This is a genomic window from Solimonas aquatica (genome assembly GCF_900111015.1).
Lineage (GTDB): Bacteria > Pseudomonadota > Gammaproteobacteria > Nevskiales > Nevskiaceae > Solimonas > Solimonas aquatica.
The window spans coordinates 518,642-538,531 of record NZ_FOFS01000001.1; the positions used below are offsets into that span (position 1 = coordinate 518,642).

A 19,890-nucleotide genomic window follows, 5' to 3' on the forward strand; every position below is an offset into this window, starting at 1 on the left:
ACCGAGAAACGCGCGCAGCAGCAAATTCATCAGGGAGGGTCGGATAATACCGCCCCCTGCGGTTAGCCCTACGCCATGTATCAGTACGACGCCTACGACCAGCAGCTCGTTGACGAGCGAGTCGCCCAGTTCCGCGACCAGACCCGGCGCTTCCTCGCCGGCGAGCTGCCGGAAGACGAATTCCGCGCCCTGCGCCTGCGCAACGGCCTCTACGTGCAGCGCTTCGCGCCCATGCTGCGCGTGGCCATTCCCTATGGTCTGATCGCCGCCAAGCAGATGCGCATGCTGGCGCATATCGCGCGTCGCTACGACAAGGGCTACGGCCATTTCACCACCCGCCAGAACATCCAGTACAACTGGCCGAAGCTGGAGGAAGTGCCGGACATCCTGGCCGATCTGGCCTCGGTGCAGATGCACGCCATCCAGACTTCCGGCAACTGCATCCGCAATGTCACCAGCGATCATCTCGCCGGCGTGGCGCGCGACGAGCTGCTCGATCCGCGCCCCTATTGCGAGCTGACCCGGCAGTGGTCCACCTTCCACCCGGAATTCAACTGGCTGCCGCGCAAGTTCAAGATCGCCTTCTCCGCGAGCCAGAGCGACCGCGCGGCGGTGCGCGTGCACGACATCGGCGTGCAGATCGTGCGCAACGAGACCGGCGAGCTGGGCTATCGCATCTATGTCGGCGGCGGTCTGGGCCGCATGCCCATGATCGGGCCGCTGATCAAGCCCTTCCTGCCGGAGCTCGATCTGCTCTCGTACCTGGAAGCGGTGCTGCGCGTCTACAACCGCCTGGGCCGTCGCGACAACATCCACCGCGCGCGCATCAAGATTCTGGTCAAGGACATCAAGCCGGAGAAGTTTGCCGAGCTGGTCGAGGCCGAATGGGCGCAGCTGCGCGAGGGCGAGCTCAAGCTCCGCCACGCCGACATCGAAGCCATGCGCCAGCGCTTCGACCAGTTCACGTACGATCCCGCCGCCGCGCAGGACCGCAGCTACGCCAAACATCTTGAGCAGGACTCGGCGTTCGCCAGCTTCGCCAAGCGCAATGTGCTGGCGCATCGCGTGGACGGTTATGCGGTGCTGTTCGTCTCGCTCAAATCACCCAGCGGCGTGCCCGGCGACATCAGTGCCGAGCAGATGGAAGTGGTGGCGGATCTGGCCGAGCGCTACAGCTTCGGCGAAGTGCGCGCCACGCATGACCAGAATCTGGTGCTGGCCGATGTGCAGCACAAAGACCTCTATACGGTCTGGAAGACTCTGCGTGAACATGAGCTGGCCACGCCCAACATCGGCCTGCTCACCGACATGATCTGCTGCCCGGGCCTGGATTTCTGCTCGCTGGCCAATGCCAGCTCGATCAGCGTGGCGCAGGACATCAACGACCGCTTCGATGCACTCGATCATCTGCACGACATCGGCGAACTCAAGCTCAAGATGTCGGGCTGCATGAACGGCTGCGGCCATCACACCGTGGGGCACATCGGCATTCTCGGCGTGGATAAGCATGGCGAGGAGTGGTACCAGGTGACGCTGGGCGGCTCGGCCGGCAATGACGCCAGCCTGGGTGATCGCACCGGCCCCTCCTTCAGCCGCGCCGACATCGCCGAAGCGGTGGAACGCATCATCGATGTCTACCTGGAAGCGCGCGACAGCGAGGAAGAAAGCTTCCTCGCCTGCTACCGCCGCATCGGCATGGCGCCGTTCAAGGCACGCCTGTATGCCGAAGAAGCCGTGGAGGCCGCATGAGCGCGCTGATCAAGAACGGCGCGCTGGTCGCCGACGAATACCGTGCACTGGCCGATGAGGACGCGCTGCCGGCTCAGGGCGCGGTGATCGTCACGCTCAAGCGCTGGCTGGAACAGCAGGAAGTGCTGCGCGCCAGCGGCCTGCGCGTGGGCGTGCTGCTGCCGAACACCCTGGACGTCGCCACGCAGTGGCAGGCGCTGTCGGACCGTCCGCTGCTGGTGCTGGACTTCCCGGCCTTCGCCGATGGCCGCGCCTACAGTCAGGCGCGCCTGCTGCGCGAGCGCTATGGCTTTGCCGGCGAGATCCGCGCGCAAGGCGCAGCCGTGGTGCGCGATCAGCTGCACAGCCTGTATCGCAGCGGCTTCACCAGCTTCGCGCTGCGCGCCGACCAGAATCCCGAGCAGTGCCTCGCGGCCCTGAAGGACTTCACGCTCGCCTACCAGCCGACCATCGTCGGCTCGCCGCTGGTGCGGCGTCTGCGCGGGCTGAGCGCGTAATCGGGGACTACAGGCAAGCAATCACGCAAAGGCGCTATTCAAGCCTTGAAGCTTTTTTGCGCCTCTGCGTGATTCTGTCGCCGTAAGAGTCTTTACCCGATCTTTTCCAGCCCCGGCAGATAGGCCCGCAGCGCGTCGGGAATGGCGATGCTGCCATCGGCCTGCTGGTAGTTCTCGATGATGCCCACCAGGGTGCGGCCCACGGCCAGGCCCGAGCCGTTGAGCGTGTGCAGCAGCTCCGGCTTCTTGGTCTGCGGATGCCGGTAGCGCGCCAGCATGCGCCGCGCCTGGAAGTCGCCGAAGTTCGAGCAGGAGGAAATCTCGCGATAGCGGTTCTGGCTGGGCAGCCAGACTTCCAGATCGTAGGTCTTCTGCGAACCCGCACCCAGATCACCGGCGCAGAGCACCACCACGCGATACGGCAAACCCAGCAGCTGCAGGATCTTCTCGGCATGGCCGGTGAGTTCCTCGTGCGCGCGCCGGGAGTCTTCCGGCAGCGTGGCCTGCACCAGTTCCACTTTCTCGAACTGGTGCTGACGGATCATGCCGCGCGTGTCGCGGCCGGCTGAACCTGCTTCCGAGCGGAAGCAAGGCGTGTGCGCCACCCATTTCTTCGGCAGGTTTTCCGGCGCGAGAATCTCGTCGCGCAACAAATTGGTGACCGGCACTTCGGCGGTGGGAATCAGGTATCTATCCTTTTCCTGATTCAATTTGATCTTGAGAGTATTGCTGCCATCCAAACCGAAGTGCCTTTCAGCTTGAAGTAACAAACCAACGTCAGCAAAGTTCAACCCCGGATTTGGGTTAACTAAATTGAATAAGTCCTCTGCAAACTTAGGCAGCTGCCCAGTGCCATAAAGTGAAGCCCCATTGACCATGTAGGGTACATACAACTCTTCATAGCCATGTTCACGGGTATGCACATCAAGCATGAACTGCGTGAGCGCGCGATGCATGCGCGCCAGGCCGCCGCGCAGCACGGTGAAGCGCGCGCCGGTGAGCTTGGCGGCGGCGGCGAAATCCATCAGCCCCAAGGCTTCGCCGAGATCGGCGTGATCCTTCGCACCTTCGGACGGACGCGGCGTGCCCCAGCGGCGCAGCTCGACGTTGTCGTTCTCGTCGCGGCCGTCCGGAACGCTGGCGTCCGGAATATTGGGCAGACGCGCCAAAAAATCATCCAACAAGCCCTGTAGCACCGCGAGCTTGCCTTCGTTGTCGGCCAGCTGCGCCTTGATGCGATCCATGTCGGCCAGAATCGGCGTCACGTCCTCGCCCTTGGCCTTGGCCGCACCGATGCGCTTGGAGCCGTTGTTGCGCTCCGACTGCAGCTGCTCGGTTTCGGTCTGCAGTTGCTTGCGCTGGGCGTCCATCGCCTGGAAGCGCGGCAGATCGAAGATGAAACCGCGACGCGCGAGCTGCGCGGCGATCTTCTCGGGTTCGGTGCGGAGGAGTTTGGGATCGAGCATGGCAATCGGGCCTTTTGCGAAGGCGCCGATTGTAGCCGAGCCGGACCGCCGCTTTACTTGCTGCCGGTCAGCCCAGCAGCACCTTGATGCCGTGCACGCTGAGCAGGCCCAGGCCGGTGAGCAGCAGCGAGCCGAGCACGTGCAGGCCCACGGCCAGCAGCGCCCAGCTGAATTCCTGGCGCAGCAGCAGCGAGGTGGTTTCCGCCGAGAAGCTGGAGAAGGTGGTGAGCCCGCCGAGAAAGCCGGTGCCCAGCAGCAGGCGCAGCTGCGGTGAGAGTTCCGGCACCAGGCTGAACACCCCCATCACCAGGCCCATCAGATAGGCGCCGATCCAGTTGGCGGCCAGTGTGCCGAGCGGAATGGTGGCGAACAGCGGATTGAGCCAGAGACTCAAGAGCCAGCGCGCCCAGGCACCCAGCACCGCGCCGCTGCCCACCGCGAGAAATCCGATGCCGTTCATGCTGCCTCGCTCAAGACTTGCCACCGCGCGCCGCGCGCAGCTGCGCCAAGCGCTCACCGATCTTGATCTCCAGCCCGCGCGTGGTCGGCGCGTACAGCTCGGTGCCGCGCAGGCGCTCGGGGAAGTATTCCTGCCCGGCTGCCAGGGCACCCGCCTCATCGTGGTCGTAGCGATACTCGCGGCCGTAGCCCAGATCCTTCATCAGCCGGGTCGGCGCATTGCGCAGGTGCACCGGCACTTCCAGGCTGCCGGTCCTGGCGACCAGCTCGCGAGCCGCGTTGTAGCCGGCGTAGACCGCATTGCTCTTGGCTGCGCAGGCCAGATAGACCACGGCCTGCGCCAGGGCCAGCTCGCCTTCCGGGCTGCCCAGGCGCTCATAGGTATCCCAGCCCTGCAGGCAGAGCTGCTGCGCGCGCGGATCGGCCAGGCCGATGTCCTCGATGCTCATGCGCAGGATGCGCCGCGCCAGATAGACCGGATCGACGCCGCCATCGAGCATGCGCGCGAACCAGTACAGGGCCGCGTCCGGATCGCTGCCGCGCACGGATTTGTGCAGGGCCGAGATCTGGTCGTAGAAGTTCTCGCCCTGCTTGTCGAAGCGACGCAGGCCGCGACCAATGAGCTTCTCCAGCAAGGCCTCGTCCGCAGCGCCGCTGCCGCGTTCGGCGCGCGACAGCTCCACGGCGGTTTCCAGCAGCACCAGGGCGCGCCGCGCATCGCCGTCGGCGGCCTCGGCGATGCGCGCCAGCCAGGACGCCGGCAGCGCGTCCTCGCGCAGCCCCAGGCCGCGCTCGCGGTCGCAGAGTGCGCGTCGCAGCAGCGCGGCGATGTCGGCCTCTTCCAGCGCGCGCAGCACGAACACGCGCAGCCTGGAGAGCAGCGCGGCATTGAGTTCGAAGGAGGGGTTTTCGGTGGTGGCGCCGATCAGCACCAGGGTGCCGTCTTCCACGAAGGGCAGCAGTGCATCCTGCTGGGCCTTGTTGAAACGATGGATCTCGTCGATGAACAAGACCGTGCGCCGGGGCGCCAGGCCCTGCCGCAGCGCCTGCGCCTGCGCCACCGCCTCGCGGATGTCCTTGACCCCGGCGAGCACAGCCGAGAGCGTGAGAAATTCCGCCTCGGTGTGCTGCGCAATCAGCCGCGCCAGCGTGGTCTTGCCCACGCCCGGCGGACCCCAGAACACCAGCGAGGGAATCTTTCCCGACTCCAGCAGCAGCCGCAGCGGCGCGCCGGCTGCCAGCAGATGCGCCTGCCCCGCCACCTCGTCGAGGTGTTGCGGGCGCATGCGCTCCGCGAGAGGGTGCGCCGGATCCGGCCGATGTCCGGTGGACATCGGCCCCGGCGGACGCCCGGCCATGGAAGGCCGGGCTGGGGTCTGATCAGTCATGGGCAATCGCGCCAAGGACGGCAATGACGAAGCCTAACAGGCTCCGGCTCCCGGCTTACGGCGCCTTGCCATCATCCACCACTTCGGTGCCCTTGGGCGGCGTGAAGCCGAAACGCGCGGCATCCAGCTTCACGCCGGTCTTCACCTTGGAAAAGCGCACATCGGTGTAACCGCCCAGCGCATCGTAGAACTTCATGCGCTGCGGCACGCCGGCAGCCAGCCACAACTCGATCTTCCTGAAATCGGCATCACCGCGCGGCTTGAGAATCACCAGATCGACACCGTCCTTGGCGCCGCCGGATTCGATGGCGAAGGCATCGCCCAGCAGACTCTTCTGCGCCAGCAGCGCCGCCGGCGTGCCGCGCAGCACCTGCGCCGCATCGCGCACCGTCACCTGCGCCAGATCCGGCTCGTAGTTCCAGATGCGCTGGCCGTCGCAGACCATCAGCTGCTGGTAAGGCGACTCATAGCTCCAGCGGAAACGCCCGGGCCGCGACAGCTCGAAGCTGCCGCTGCGCCGCGAGAGCACGGCGCCGTGCTCGTCGATCTGCACCTGCTCGAAAGCTGCACTCAAGGTCTGTACGCCATCGACGAAACGCTTGAGCGCATCCTCGCCGGCGCCGGCCCAGGCCGGCGGCCAGCACAGCAGCAGGAAGGGCAAGCACAGCAGCCTGAGCGTTTTCATGAGCCTGTGAGTCATAGAGAGTGTGGTGCCGGCACTATGGTTCCCGGCACTGAACGCCGTCTTAAAAACAGCCGCGCTCACTCACGCCCGCCGGGCGCGAGGATCTCGCGATTGCCGCCGGGTCCGCTGGGACCAACCAGCCCCGCCGCCTCCATCTGCTCGACCATGCGCGCGGCGCGGTTGTAGCCGATCTTCAGACGCCGCTGCACCCAGCTGACGCTGGCCTTGCGCTCGGAGAGCACCATGGCCACCGCCTGATCGTAGAGCGGATCGGCCTCTGCATCCTCGCCGCCCTCGCCCGCCGGCGTGGCCGGCGCCTCGTCGGCGCAGATGTCCTCGATGTAGCGCGGCTCGCCGACCTGCTTGAGATAGGCCACCACCTTGTGCACCTCGTGGTCATCCACGAAGGCGCCGTGCACGCGGTCCAGACGGCTGGAACCGATGGGCCGGAACAGACCATCGCCATGACCGAGCAGGGTCTCGGCGCCCATCTCGTCGAGGATGGTGCGCGAGTCGATGCGCGAGGCCACCTGGAACGCCAGGCGCGAGGGGATGTTGGCCTTGATCAGGCCGGTGATGACATCGACGCTGGGGCGCTGCGTGGCCACCACCAGATGGATGCCGGCGGCGCGCGCCTTCTGCGCGATACGCGCGATCAGCTCCTCGACCTTCTTGCCGACCACCATCATCATGTCGGCCAGCTCGTCGATCACCACCACGATGTGCGGCAGTGACTCCAGCGTTTCCGGCTGCAGCACGGGCGCCTGTTCGTCGAACAGATCCTGGGCCACGGTCTTGAGCGGGTCCACCAGCGGCGCACCGGCTTCCTGAGCGTCGAGAATCTTGCGATTGAGGCCGGCCAGATTGCGCACGCCCAGCGCCGACATCAGACGGTAGCGCCGCTCCATCTCCGCCACACACCAGCGCAGGGCGTTGGCGGCGTCCTTCATGTCGGTGACCACCGGCGTGAGCAGATGCGGAATGCCCTCGTACACCGACAGCTCCAGCATCTTCGGGTCGATGAAGATGAAACGCACCTGATCCGCCGTGGCCTTGAACAGCATCGACAGGATCATGCCGTTGATCGCCACCGACTTGCCGGCGCCGGTGGTGCCAGCCACCAGCAGATGCGGCATCTTGGCCAGATCAAAGGCCATGGGATTGCCCGCGATGTCCTTGCCCAGGGCCACGGTCAGCGGCGAGCTGGAATTGCGATAGGCCGGCGAGTCGATGATCTCGCGCAGCATCACCATCTCGCGCTTGTGGTTGGGGATTTCCAGGCCCACCACCGACTTGCCTTCGATGACCTCGATCACGCGCACGCTGGACACCGACAGCGAGCGCGCCAGATCGCGCGAGAGATTGGTGATCTGCGCACCCTTCACGCCCGGCGCCGGCTGCAGCTCGAAGCGCGTGATCACCGGACCCGGCGTGGCCGCCACCACCTGCGCCTTGATGCCGAAGGATTCCAGATGCCGCTCCACATCGCGTGACAGCCGTTCCAGTTCCTCCGGCGTGTACTGCCGGCCGCTCGGACGCGGCGGATCGAGAATGCTGGAAGGCGGCAGCGGATCGCCGTCGAAGCTGGGCACTTCCAGCGGCTCGTTCTTGCGCGCGGCGGCGGGCTTGGCCGGGGCGCTGACCGTGGGCAGCAAGGGCAGTTGCTCCTCCTCGCTGCCGGGGAGGCTGGGCGCCTTGCGCTTGCGCTTGCCTTCCTTGGCCACCGGCATGTCGATGATCGGCACCGGAATGCTGAAGGCCGGATCGATGCGCTCGGCGTGCGGCTCCTGCGCCGCCGTCGATTCCACCGTCGCCGGCTCGACCCGCCGCGCCTCGATGCGCCGCGCGGCCAGCGCAAAAATCGCATTGCCGATGCGGTCGAACAGGGTGAACCAGGAGAACACGATGGCCAGCGGTGCGCTGATCGCCGCCAGGGTCAGCAGCAGCAGGCTGGCGCCGAAGTTCCCCAGCACCGCCACCAGACCCGCCGCCAGGGCTTGCCCGGCAATGCCACCACTGCCCTGCGGCGCCCAGGACGGCGAAGCCCCCACGTACATCGCCGCCAGAGCGGCCAGCACCAGCAGCAGCACCAGCCAGGCCGCCACGCGCAGACCGCGCGGAATCACACTCACCACCGAACTCGGACTGAACAAGCGCAGTCCAATCAGCAAGACCGCCAGCGGCAGGAGAAAAGCCACGTAGCCCGCCAGCGACAGCAGCACATCGGCGAGCCAGGCACCCACCGGCCCGGCGAGATTGTGAACGCTGCTGCCGCTGCCAGACGACGACCAGCCGGGATCGTCGGCATTGAAACTGACCAGGGTCATCAGCAAGAACAGGGAAAGGCCCAGGCAAGCCAGCATCGCGGCTTCGCGCGGCAGACGTTCGAGCCAGCTGGGTCCTGCGGTTTCGTCGGTGGCGTGGGCTTTGGCTTTGAACATGCCGGCGGCAGAAAGAATCGGCAGGCGTGCATCTTGCTCGCCTTGCGCGGGGCGCCGGAATGGGCCCCTGGGATATTCGGTCAGTATACCGGCCTTGAGCGGTTGTCGCGGAGTCTTGAAAGTGCCGCTAAAAGCTTCATATTGGAGCTTAAGTCCAACACGCTTCGTCGCAAGCGATAGCAGGTCCACATGAGCCAGCAAGTTCGCCATTTTGTCCTGACGCCGGAAGGCGGCATCCGCGAGTTCTCGCCGGAGCAGGCGGCCCTGATCGCCGCCGGCAACCAGAACCTGCCGGAATTCGCGGGCCGCGATCTGCGCTATCTGCAACTCACCCTCAATGACGGCGCCAGTAGCGGCGAGCTGAAAATCCAGACCGCCGGCGCTTCGATCCATTTCGACGCGCAGGGACGCCTGGAGCAGGCCGGGCCACCTAACGACAGCATGCCCATCACGCATTTCGAGCATGACGCCGTGGTGCAGTGGGTCTTGCGCGACGTGCCGGCGGTGGCGCCGACCTTTCACTAAATTGCGGCGCTCGCCCTCATGCAGGTGCATGAGGGCCGGCGGCGCGGGTATGCTTGGGCTCAAGGAGTGAAGTAGCCCGCACCGCCGATGGACAGTCCGATACGCCTTCATTGGCTGGATCCCCGCAACCCGCACCAGCCTTTCCCGCCGGTGCGGCTGGCGATGCGCGATCCCAATGGTCTGCTGGCCATCGGCGGCGATCTCTCGCCGGCGCGTCTGCTCTCGGCTTATCGGCAAGGCATTTTCCCCTGGTACAACCCGGACGAGCCCATCCTCTGGTGGTGCCCGGACCCGCGCGCGGTGCTGGAAGTCGACGGCATGCGGGTCTCGCGCAGCCTCACCAAGTCCATCCGCCGCGGCGATTACGCGCTGAGCTTCGACAAGGCCTTCACACAGGTGCTGCTGGCCTGCGGCGCGCCGCGCGAGCGCAGCCGCGGGACATGGCTGGGCGACGATATGCGTCGCGCCTACATCGACCTGTTCAACCAGGGTTATGCGCACAGCCTGGAAGTCTGGCGCGAAGGTGAGCTGATCGGCGGGCTTTACGGCGTGGTGCTGGGCCGGGTGTTCTTCGGCGAGTCGATGTTTTCGCGCGCCACGGACGCTTCCAAGATCGCCCTGTACTGGCTCTGCGAACAGCTGCGTCAGTGGGGCTTCGAGCTGATCGACTGCCAGATCAGCTCCGCCCACCTGCTCAGCCTGGGCGCGCAGGAGCTGAGCCGTGAACGATTCTTGCAGAGACTGAGTCAGGCGGTGACGCAGCGCCCGGATACGGGGCGCTGGCAGTTCGACATCGCCGTCCCTGCCGATGCCCGACACGGTCCGCCATGACCCAGTCCCTGCGCCTGTTCCTGAGCACCGAACACGTCTGCGGCTATCTGCCCGGGCTGATGGCGCGCAGCGCCTTCGTGGACCCGGAAGTGGGTTTGGGCCCCACGCATTACCAGCATCTGCTGGAACTGGGTTTCCGTCGCAGCGGCGACCACACCTACCGCCCGCACTGCCGCAACTGCACACTCTGCCTGCCGGTACGCTTGCCGGCGCTGACGTTCCAGCCGGACCGCTCGCAGCGCCGCTGCCTGCGCGACAACGAAGACCTCACGCTGCGCATCGAAACCGAGCTGGGCGATGAGCACTACGCACTGTACCGGCGTTATCTGAGCGCGCGCCATGCCGACGGCGGCATGGATCCGCAGGATCGCCGCGCCTTCCATTCCTTCCTCGAATGCAGCTGGCTGGACGTGCGCTTCTGGTGCCTGCGCCAGAACGGACGCCTGCTGGCGGTGGCGGTGGTGGATCATCTGCCGCAGGCGCTCTCCGCGGTCTACACCTTCTACGATCCGGAAGAGCGCGCCCGCAGCCTCGGCACGCTGGCGGTGCTGCAGCAGCTGCACTACGCCGCCGACACCGGTCTTGCCCACGTCTATCTCGGCTACTGGGTGGAGAACAGCCGCAAGATGGACTACAAGCGTCGCTTCAAGCCCATGGAAGGTCTGATCGGCACCCGCTGGCAGGAGCTGGCACTGCCGCCCGCCTGAGCCGCCGCGGCGCCGGCAGGTTGCCCCCGCACTGCTCTTTCCCGATAATGCCGGCCTTCTAAAAGGACGAGTATCGTCGCAAAGGGCGTATGGCGAAGGAAGATCATATTGAAATGGCCGGCACCGTGCTGGAAACGCTGCCGAACACCACCTTCCGCGTGAAACTGGAGAACGGCCACGTGGTTGTCGCCCATATTTCCGGCCGCATGCGCAAGAACTACATCCGCATCCTCACGGGCGACAAGGTCAAGGTTGAACTGACGCCCTACGACCTCAGCAAAGGCCGCATCACCTTCCGCGACAAGTGAGTTTGTCGCACAGCGACACACTCATCCCCGCGCAAGCGGGGATCCATCGCTCAAGCGCGTAGCGAAACCCTCTAGGCGCAAGCGGGGATTGAGTGCCACCCTGGCTGTTCGCGCTGTACCCTGGATTCCCGCTGCGGCAGGAATGACCAACAAAAAGCCCGCTCATGAGCGGGCTTTTTTGTTTGACGCCAGAGGCGCGAACTCAGACCGGTTCCAGCGTGGTCGGCTTCTCGCGTGCCTCCACCTCGAACACCGGCTCGTCCTTCTCGCCCATCACCGCGTGCACGCGGCCGCCGTTGGCGAGCTTGCCGAACAGCAGTTCCTCGGCCAGCGGACGCTTGATGCTTTCCTGGATCACGCGCGCCATCGGGCGGGCACCCATCTTCACGTCGTAGCCGCGATCCGCCAGCCACAGACGCACGGACTCGTCCACTTCCAGCTGCACATGCTTGGCGGCCAGCTGCTCTTCCAGCTGCATGAGGAACTTGTCCACCACGCGCAGAATCTCGCGGCGGCCCAGCGGCGCGAACTGCACGATGGCGTCCAGGCGGTTGCGGAACTCCGGCGTGAACATCTTGCGCATCACTTCCATGGCATCGGTGGTGTGGTTCTGCTCGGCGAAGCCCATGCTGCGACGCGAGGATTCCTCGGCGCCGGCATTGGTGGTCATCACCAGAATCACATTGCGGAAGTCCGCCTTGCGGCCGTTGTTGTCGGTGAGCGTGCCGTGGTCCATGACCTGCAGCAGCAGGTTGAACACATCCGGATGGGCTTTTTCGATTTCATCGAGCAGCACCACCGCGTGCGGATGCTTGATCACCGCCTCGGTGAGCAGGCCGCCCTGATCGAAGCCGACATAGCCCGGCGGCGCGCCGATCAGGCGCGACACCGTGTGCCGCTCCATGTATTCGGACATGTCGAAGCGGATCATCTCGATGCCCAGCAGCTGCGCCAGCTGACGGGTGACCTCGGTCTTGCCCACGCCGGTGGGACCGGCGAGCAGGAAGGAGCCGATCGGCTTGTCGGGATTGCCCAGGCCCGAACGCGAGAGCTTGATCGCCGAAGTCAGCTGGTCGATGGCCGTGTCCTGGCCAAAGATCACCAGCTTCAGATCGCGCTCCAGCGTGGCGAGCTTGTCGCGGTCATTGGCCGAGACGCTCTTGGGCGGGATGCGCGCAATGCGGGCAACGGTTTCTTCGATGTCCCGCACCTGCACGGTCTTGCGCTTCTTGCTCTCCGGCAGCAGACGCAGACGCGCGGCGGCCTCGTCGATGACGTCGATGGCCTTGTCCGGCAGATGGCGGTCGGTGATGTGCCGCGCCGAGAGTTCCACCGCCGAGCGCAGCGCGCCGCGGGTGAACTGCACCTGGTGATGATCCTCGAAGCGGGCGCGCAGGCCTTCGAGAATCTTCACGGCGTCGTCCACGCTGGGCTCACCCACGTCGATCTTCTGGAAGCGGCGCGCCAGGGCGCGGTCCTTTTCGAAGATGCCGCGATATTCCTGGTAGGTGGTCGAGCCCATGCAGCGGATCTCGCCGGAGGCGAGCAGCGGCTTGAGCAGGTTTGAGGCATCCATGACACCGCCGCTGGCGGCGCCGGCCCCGATGATCATGTGGATCTCGTCAATGAAGACGATGGAACCGGGACGCTTCTGCAGGTCATTGATGACCGCCTTGAAGCGCTTTTCGAAGTCGCCACGGTACTTGGTGCCGGCAATCAGGCTGCCCAGGTCGAGACTGAACACCACGGCGTTGCGCAGCAGATCCGGGACCTTGCCTTCGACGATCAGCCAGGCCAGGCCTTCGGCAATGGCGGTCTTGCCCACGCCGGCCTCGCCGACCAGCAGCGGATTGTTCTTGCGGCGGCGGCAGAGCGTCTGCATCACCCGCTCGATTTCCAGATCGCGGCCGATCAGGGGGTCGATCTTGCCTTCGGCGGCGCGCTCATTGAGGTTGACCGCGTACTGCTCCAGCGGGCTCTGGTTGGTGCTGCGCTCGCTGCTTTCCTCGCCGGACTCGGATTCGGCCGGCTTGTCCGGCGCGGCGTTACGCGACACGCCATGCGAGATGTAGTTGACGATATCCAGGCGCGTCACGCCCTGCTCGCCGAGCAGATACACGGCGTGCGTGTCCTTTTCCGAAAAGATCGCGACCAGCACGTTGAGCGTGGTGACTTGTTTCTTGCCGGCGGCCTGCACGTGGTAAATGGCCCGCTGCAGCACGCGCTGGAAGGACAAGGTGGGCTGCACCTCGTGCTTTTCCAGCTCCTTGACCGCCTGGATGTGGGTCTGGATGTAGTCCTTGAGCGCGGCTTCGAGCTTCTCGCTGTCGGCGCCTGCGGCGCTCAGCGCACCGGCGACCTGCGTATCCGACAGCAGGGCCAGCAGGAGATGCTCTACCGTGAGCAGTTCGTGACCCTGCATGCGGGCCGAGACGAATGCGGCATCCAGCGCTTTTTGCAGCTCTTCACTCAACATTTGCGAACTCTCCGCGCCTTATCAGCGTCAGACTAAAGTGACTTACGCCTTCTCCATGACCGTCAGCAGGGGGTGTTGGTTCTTGCGAGCAAACGCATTGACCTGCGCAGTCTTGGTTTCAGCGATCTCGGCGGGAAAAATGCCCGCCACACCCCGGCCCTCGGTATGAATCTGCAGCATGATCTGTACCGCCTTTTCCCGGTTGTGCCGGAAGAACTGCTGCAAAACCTGGACCACGAATTCCATCGGGGTGTAGTCATCATTGATCATGATGACCTTGTACATGGGCGGGGGCGCGAGGCCGGGCTTGGCCTCCTCCACCGCCAGACCTTGGTTGTCACCGGGACGTGTCAGCTCGTTGCTCATGTCCCGCAGTTTACCCCTTCCGGTCCGGCGGCCAAGATGCTTTTCCTGTCCTGTTTCATGAATCTTGAATTTGGGTCGATTCCTCCAGCCTCAAGAGCAGCGATGACACATTGTCATCGCCTGCCGGTATGATGCCGAGCCCATGGCGCAATCCATCTCCCTGCAGCGGCTCTCCCGCTGGTACGAACAATACGGCCGCCAGCTGCCGCCCGCTGCTACGCTCATCCTGCTGCTTATCAGCGCCCATCTGGCAGCGCGGCTATGCTGGTCCCTGATACCCCTGCCGGCAGAGGTCCGCTGGCAGCCGCCCGTCATTTCCCCGTCATCGCGGCCGGATGCGCGTCAGGTCGACGTCCAGGCGCTGGCCGAACGCCATTTGTTTGGCACCTGGCAGGCACCCACCGCCGCCGACGCCGCCGAGGCGCCGGAGACACGCCTGTCGCTGACCCTGCTGGGCATCCTGGCGTCCAGCAAGCCCGAGGGCTCGCGCGCCCTGATCGGCAGCTCCGACGGCGAGGAAAAGCCCTACGCGATCAGCGACGAGGTGATACGCGGCGTGACGCTGCAGGCGATTTTTGCCGACCGCGTGGTGCTCTCGCGCAATGGCGTGCTGGAAACCCTGCGCCTGCAGAAGGACGCCCCCATCGAAGGCAGCACCCCGGATCAGAACGTCAGCAGCGCCGCCGGCTCGCAGCTCGGACAGATCCGCGACCAGATCATGGCCGACCCCAGCAAGGCGGCGCAGTACATCCGCGTGCAGCCGGCCATGGTCAACGGCGCGATGCGCGGCTTCCGCATCTATCCAGGCCGCGAACGCGAGGCCTTCAACAATCTGGGCCTGCGCCCCGGCGATCTGGTCACCGCGGTCAATGGCATACAATTGGACGATAGCCAGAAAGCCCTGCAGACCCTGACCGACATGGCCAAGGTCGGATCGGCGTCGGTGACCATCGAACGCGGCGGGCAGAGCCAGCTCCTAAACCTGAATTTCAACTAATGACGACTATGCGCAAAGCGTTTGCAGGCGCGCTGCTGGCTCTGGCCTGCCTGGTCACGGCGCCGGCCCGTGCCGATATCACGCTGAACCTGAAGGACGCCGACATCAGCACCCTGATCGCCACGGTCAGCGATGTCACCGGCAAGAACTTCATCGTCGACAACCGCGTCAAGGGCAAGGTCACGGTGGTCTCGGCCTCGCCGATGAATGCCAACGCACTCTACGAAACCTTCCTGGCGGTGCTGCAGGTCAACGGTTTTGCGGCGGTGCCGGCGGGCAACACGATCAAGATCATCCCCGAGGCCAACGTCCGTCAGGAAGCCAGCCCCTACACCTCCGACGGCAGCGGCCTGCCGCGCGACGACGTGGTCACCCATGTCTATCAGCTGCAGAACGTCAGCGCCACGCAGCTGGTGCCGATTCTGCGTCCCCTGATTCCGCAATGGGGACATCTGGCCGCGTATCAGGCCAACAACACCCTGATCATTTCCGACCGCGCCGCCAACGTCGCGCGCCTGGGCAAGCTGATCGCGCAGATGGATCAGGCCGGCGACCGCGACATCGAAAAGCTGCATCTGAAATACGCCTCGGCGGCCGACACCGTGCGTGTGCTGACCTCGATGCTGCAGCAGGACGTCAAGCAGGGCGATGCTGCCGCCAACAAGCCGATGGTGATCGCCGACGAGCGCAGCAACAGCATCCTGATCGGCGGCGACAAGACCGACCGCGACCGTTTGATCGCGGTGGTCAAGGAGCTGGATGTGGAGCTGCCCGACGGCGGCAGCACCCAGGTGGTGTATCTGCGCTACGCCAGCGCCGAGAACCTCGCGCCGATCCTGGAAGGCTATGCCCAGCAGATCAAGAAGGCCGACAGCGCCGGCGGCACATCCGGCGCTGCAGCGCCCAGCACGCCGGCCGCCAGTTCCAGCAGCAGCGGAGGCGGCAACGGCGATTCGCGCGTGCTCGCCGACAAGGACACCAACTCGCTGATCATCACCGCCGCGCCCAAGGCCATGCGCCAGATCCGCGACGTGATCGCGCAGCTGGACATCCAGCGTGCGCAGGTGCTGGTGGAAGGCATCATCGCGGAAGTCAGTGCCAACAAGCAGCGCGACGTCGGCGTGAACTGGGCGGTGTACAACCCCGACCGCATCGCCGCCGCCGGCATTCTGAGCAGCTCCGTGTCCAGTGCCCTGAGCAGCCTCGGCAGCGCTGCCGCCAGCACCAGCAGTTCCAGCAGCAGCAACAACGCGCTGATCGGCGCCGCCGCCGGCGCGCTCACCAGCGGCGGCAACATGGTGATCGGCTCCACCACCGGCAACACCATCTTCGGCGCACTGATTCAGGCCATGCGCAGCGACGGTGACACCAATGTGCTGTCGACGCCCTCGCTGGTGACGCTGGACAACGAGGAAGCCAAGTTCTCGGTCGGCCAGGAAGTGCCCTTCCTGTCCGGCAGCTACGCCAACACCGGCACCACCAGCGCCACCGGCGTGGTCAATCCCTTCCAGACCATCAACCGCAAGGATGTCGGCCTGACGCTGTCGGTGACACCGCAGATCAGCGGCGTGGGCGACACCATCAAGCTCAAGATCAATCTGGAGACTTCCGGCATCGCCAGCGGCGCCGCCGGCTCGGCCAATCTGATCACCAACAAGCGCACGCTGAGCAATGTGGTGGGCATCGAGAACGGCCAGATCCTGGTGATCGGCGGCCTGATCGACGATCAGCTGCAATCCAGCCAGACCGCGATTCCCTTGCTGGGCGACATTCCGCTGATCGGCGGCCTGTTCCGCAGCAACAGCGTCAAGAAGTCCAAGCAGAACCTGATGCTGTTCATCCGGCCGACCATTCTGCGCAAGGCGGCCGACATCGATTACTACACGCGCATCAAGTACGACGGCGTGCGCCAGAGTCTGGTCGATGCCGCCAACCGCGGCGGCGGCAAGACCAATCCGCTGCTCAAGCCCTATGACGACTACCTGAAGGATCGCGCGCCGAGCAGCAACGAAGCGCCGCCGCCTGCCGCCAGCAGCGCCGGGCCCGGTGCGTTGCAGGCGCCGCCCAGCGACGCCAAGTCCGGCAACTGAGACTGCGCATGCAAGCGCCGCTGCGTCGTCCGCCCTTCACCTTTGCCAAGCGTCACGGCCTGATCGTCACCGAGGATCTGGGCGAGCAGGTGCTGGCCGTGATCCGCCCGGGCACGAGCCTGGACGCGGTGCAGGAGACGCGCCGCTACGTCGGCCGGCCGCTGAAGCTGCAGAGCGTGGACGCCGCCAGCTTCGACGCCCTGCTCTCGCGCACCTACGAGGGCCAGACCGCCGCCACCGCCAGCCTGATGGACCGCCTGCAGGACGACGAGGCCGATCTCGACGCGCTGGCCCAGGCCCTGCAGGAAAACCAGGACCTGCTGGACAGCGACGACGATGCGCCGGTCATCAAGTTCATCAACGGCCTGCTGGTGGAAGCCATCCGCGAGAACGCCTCGGACATCCACATCGAAAGCTTCGAGTCGCGCCTGCAGATCCGCTTTCGCGTCGACGGCGTGCTGCGCGAGGTGATGTCACCGCCGCGCCAGCTGGCGCCGCGCCTGGTCTCGCGCATCAAGGTGATGGCCAAGCTCGACATCGCCGAAAAGCGTCTGCCGCAGGACGGCCGCATCTCGCGCGGCTTCGGCGGCCGCAAGGTGGACGTGCGCGTCTCCACCATTCCCACCGGCACCAATCAGGAACGCGTGGTGATGCGTATCCTCGACAAGCAGGCCGAGAAGCTCGATCTGGAGCAGCTGGGCCTGGATGAGGCCGCCATCGCCGCGCTCAAGCGCATCATCCACCACCCTTACGGCATTCTGCTGGTCACCGGCCCCACCGGCTCGGGCAAGACCACCACCCTGTACTCGGCGCTGTCGGTGCTCAATGACCGCTCGCGTAACATCATGACCGTGGAAGACCCCATCGAGTACTACATCGACGGCGTCGGCCAGACTCAGGTCAACACCAAGGTGGAAATGACCTTCGCACGCGGCCTGCGCGCGATTCTGCGCCAGGACCCGGACGTGGTGATGGTCGGTGAAATCCGCGATCTGGAAACCGCCGAGATTGCGGTGCAGGCCTCGCAGACCGGCCATCTGGTGCTCTCGACCCTGCACACCAACACCGCGGTCGGCGCGGTCACGCGTCTGCGCGACATGGGCGTGGAGCCTTACCAGCTCTCCTCCTCGCTCATCGGTCTGGTGGCGCAACGCCTGGTGCGCCAGCTCTGCGCCCACTGCAAGCAGGCTTACGAGGCGCCGATCGCCGAGAAGGAACAGCTGGGTCTGGACCCGGCGCAGCCGCTGACCCTGTACAAGGCGGTGGGCTGCGCGCAGTGCCGTCACACCGGCTACTTCGGGCGCAGCGGCATCCATGAAGTGATCGAAGTGGACCGCACCCTGGAGGCGATGATTCACGACAACGCCTCCGAGCAGCAGCTGGAAGCCTACGCCCGCAAGAACAGCCCCGGCATCCTGCAATCCGGGCGCAACAAGGTGATCGCCGGCCACACCACGCTGCGCGAGGTCTTGCGCGTGACGATCGAGGAGTGACGGTACGTGAGGCCTGAGGCGCGACAGCAAGCAGGCCGGTGCGGCGCGATCGCTGCGTTGTGCCCGCCCGCCAAGCGCCGGCCCGCCTCTCAAGCCTCGCGTTAAATGGCCGCCTACGAATACACCGCACTCGACGCCCAGGGCCGCGAGAAGCACGGCCTGATCGAAGGCGATACGCCGCGTCATGCCCGCCAGCTGCTGCGTGAGCGCGGCCTGTCGCCGCTGCAGGTGCAGGAAGTCGCCGAGAAACGCGGCGGCGCGGGCAGCCCCTTCCAGCGCGGCGGCATCAGCGGCGCGGAGCTGTCGCTGTTCACCCGCCAGCTGGCGATTCTGGTGCGCTCCGGCCTGCCGCTGGACGAGGCGCTCACCGCCGTGTCGGAGCAGAGCGAGAGCAAGCGCGTGAAACGCGTGGCGCTGGGCGTGCGCGCCGGCGTGGTGGAAGGCAACACCCTGGCGCATTCGCTCAACCAGTTTCCCAATGCCTTTCCGGCCCTGTTCCGCGCCACCGTGGAAGCCGGCGAGCAGTCGGGCAAGCTCGATCACATCCTCGAACGGCTCGCCGACTACGTCGAGCGCCGGCAGGTCCTGCGCCAGAAAGTCAGTCTGGCGCTGATCTATCCGGTGATGTTGACCCTGGTCGCCATCACCGTGATCGTGGCCCTGCTCACCTACGTGGTGCCGCAGGTCGTGGAGGTGTTCACCAGCATCGACGCGCAGCTGCCGGTGCTGACGCGCGCGCTGATTGCGATCTCCGCATTCCTGCGCGAATTCGGCCTGTATCTCTTGCTGCTGCTGGGCCTGGGCATCTTCGTCTTCCTGCGCATGATGCGCGGCGAGGCCTTCAAACGCCGCGTGCATGCGCTGATCCTGCGCATGCCGCTGGTGGGCCGGCTCACCCGCGGCAGCAACACCGGCCGCTTCACGCGCACCCTGGGCATTCTGTTCGGCTCGGGCGTGCCGATTCTGGATGCCATGCGCATCGGCACCCAGGTGGTGGGCAATCTGCCGATGCGCGAGGCGATCAACGAGGCGGCGATCAAGGTGCGCGAAGGGGCCCCCTTGTCGCGCTCGCTGGCTGCCAGCAAGCTGTTCCCGCCAATCACCGTGCATCTGATTGCCAGCGGCGAATCCTCCGGCAAGCTCGACGAGATGCTCAACCGCTCGGCGGAGAATCAGGAGCGCGAGGTGGAGCTGCTGGTGGCCACCACGGTGAGCATTTTCGAGCCGGCCCTGATCGTGGTGATGGGCGGCATCGTGCTGCTGATCGTGCTGGCGATATTGGTACCGATTTTCGACCTGAACCAACTCGTCAAGTGAGCCGGCTGCGAGCCATCCATGGCGCTTGAGTCCTGCCTCGCCATCCATGGCGGGGCGTTCAGCGGCGCACGAAGCCTGGCTTCGTCAGCGCGCCG

The 19,890-nt window shown here is 65.6% G+C and carries 17 protein-coding genes; 10 read left to right on the forward strand and 7 right to left on the reverse strand.

From position 1 onward, the window contains the following. Positions 1-75: 75 nt before the first annotated feature. Both BMY12_RS02310 and BMY12_RS02315 read left to right on the forward strand, forming a co-directional pair. The gene (locus tag BMY12_RS02310) at positions 76-1,749 is read left to right on the forward strand and encodes a nitrite/sulfite reductase (RefSeq protein WP_093281414.1); all 1,674 of its coding nucleotides are present in this window, start codon (positions 76-78) and stop codon (positions 1,747-1,749) included. Then, positions 1,746-2,246, forward strand: a complete 501-nt coding sequence (locus BMY12_RS02315; RefSeq protein WP_093281417.1) for a DUF934 domain-containing protein — start codon at positions 1,746-1,748, stop codon at positions 2,244-2,246. The genes BMY12_RS02310 and BMY12_RS02315 overlap by 4 nt, the downstream gene beginning before the upstream one ends. A 92-nt stretch (positions 2,247-2,338) precedes the next feature. Here BMY12_RS02315 and serS read toward each other — a convergent pair whose 3' ends face one another. The 5 genes from serS to BMY12_RS02340 form a co-directional block, all read right to left on the reverse strand. Beyond that, a complete protein-coding gene (gene serS / locus BMY12_RS20570) occupies positions 2,339-3,712 on the reverse strand; it encodes a serine--tRNA ligase (protein ID WP_093281419.1) in 1,374 nt (457 codons plus the stop codon). Between the two features lie 67 nt (positions 3,713-3,779). Then, positions 3,780-4,172, reverse strand: a complete 393-nt coding sequence (crcB, locus tag BMY12_RS02325) for a fluoride efflux transporter CrcB (protein WP_093281422.1) — start codon at positions 4,170-4,172, stop codon at positions 3,780-3,782. A 10-nt stretch (positions 4,173-4,182) separates the two neighbouring features. Beyond that, positions 4,183-5,529: a replication-associated recombination protein A gene (locus tag BMY12_RS02330; protein WP_093281424.1), complete on the reverse strand. Its 1,347-nt coding sequence runs from the start codon at positions 5,527-5,529 to the stop codon at positions 4,183-4,185. 85 nt (positions 5,530-5,614) lie between these two features. Then, positions 5,615-6,244 (reverse strand): outer membrane lipoprotein periplasmic chaperone LolA, encoded by a 630-nt coding sequence (gene lolA / locus BMY12_RS02335; protein ID WP_093281427.1) that lies wholly within the window; start codon positions 6,242-6,244, stop codon positions 5,615-5,617. A gap of 77 nt (positions 6,245-6,321) precedes the next feature. After that, positions 6,322-8,685: a DNA translocase FtsK gene (locus BMY12_RS02340; protein ID WP_093281430.1), complete on the reverse strand. Its 2,364-nt coding sequence runs from the start codon at positions 8,683-8,685 to the stop codon at positions 6,322-6,324. A gap of 189 nt (positions 8,686-8,874) precedes the next feature. Here BMY12_RS02340 and BMY12_RS02345 point away from each other — a divergent pair, with 189 nt between their 5' ends. From BMY12_RS02345 to infA, 4 genes are all read left to right on the forward strand, one after another. Then, positions 8,875-9,210 carry a hypothetical protein gene (locus tag BMY12_RS02345; protein ID WP_093281433.1) on the forward strand — a complete coding sequence of 112 codons (336 nt, stop codon included), beginning with the start codon at positions 8,875-8,877 and terminating at the stop codon, positions 9,208-9,210. A 162-nt stretch (positions 9,211-9,372) separates the two neighbouring features. Next, positions 9,373-10,041: a leucyl/phenylalanyl-tRNA--protein transferase gene (gene aat / locus BMY12_RS02350; RefSeq protein ID WP_245732314.1), complete on the forward strand. Its 669-nt coding sequence runs from the start codon at positions 9,373-9,375 to the stop codon at positions 10,039-10,041. Next, positions 10,038-10,748 (forward strand): arginyltransferase, encoded by a 711-nt coding sequence (locus tag BMY12_RS02355; protein ID WP_093281438.1) that lies wholly within the window; start codon positions 10,038-10,040, stop codon positions 10,746-10,748. Before aat ends, BMY12_RS02355 begins: the two co-directional genes overlap by 4 nt. Positions 10,749-10,837: 89 nt before the next feature. Then, positions 10,838-11,056 carry a translation initiation factor IF-1 gene (gene infA, locus BMY12_RS02360; protein ID WP_093281441.1) on the forward strand — a complete coding sequence of 73 codons (219 nt, stop codon included), beginning with the start codon at positions 10,838-10,840 and terminating at the stop codon, positions 11,054-11,056. Positions 11,057-11,258: 202 nt separating this feature from the next. On the opposite strand, the gene clpA is transcribed toward infA, so the two are convergent. Beyond that, complete coding sequence (gene clpA, locus BMY12_RS02365; RefSeq protein ID WP_093281444.1) at positions 11,259-13,532, reverse strand: ATP-dependent Clp protease ATP-binding subunit ClpA; 2,274 nt, start codon at positions 13,530-13,532, stop codon at positions 11,259-11,261. A 42-nt stretch (positions 13,533-13,574) separates the two neighbouring features. Further along, positions 13,575-13,898, reverse strand: a complete 324-nt coding sequence (clpS, locus tag BMY12_RS02370) for an ATP-dependent Clp protease adapter ClpS (protein ID WP_093281446.1) — start codon at positions 13,896-13,898, stop codon at positions 13,575-13,577. A 142-nt stretch (positions 13,899-14,040) separates the two neighbouring features. Between clpS and gspC the strand changes: the two genes are divergently transcribed. From gspC to gspF, 4 genes are all read left to right on the forward strand, one after another. Further along, entirely contained in the window at positions 14,041-14,895 is an 855-nt protein-coding gene (gspC, locus tag BMY12_RS02375) for a type II secretion system protein GspC (protein ID WP_093281449.1), read from the forward strand. Next, entirely contained in the window at positions 14,895-16,985 is a 2,091-nt protein-coding gene (gene gspD / locus BMY12_RS02380) for a type II secretion system secretin GspD (protein ID WP_245732317.1), read from the forward strand. Before gspC ends, gspD begins: the two co-directional genes overlap by 1 nt. 8 nt (positions 16,986-16,993) lie before the next feature. Next, positions 16,994-18,478 carry a type II secretion system ATPase GspE gene (gene gspE, locus BMY12_RS02385; protein WP_177188800.1) on the forward strand — a complete coding sequence of 495 codons (1,485 nt, stop codon included), beginning with the start codon at positions 16,994-16,996 and terminating at the stop codon, positions 18,476-18,478. A gap of 105 nt (positions 18,479-18,583) precedes the next feature. Continuing rightward, positions 18,584-19,795, forward strand: coding sequence for a type II secretion system inner membrane protein GspF (gene gspF / locus BMY12_RS02390; RefSeq protein ID WP_093281457.1), 1,212 nt, complete (start codon positions 18,584-18,586; stop codon positions 19,793-19,795). Positions 19,796-19,890: the final 95 nt, after the last annotated feature.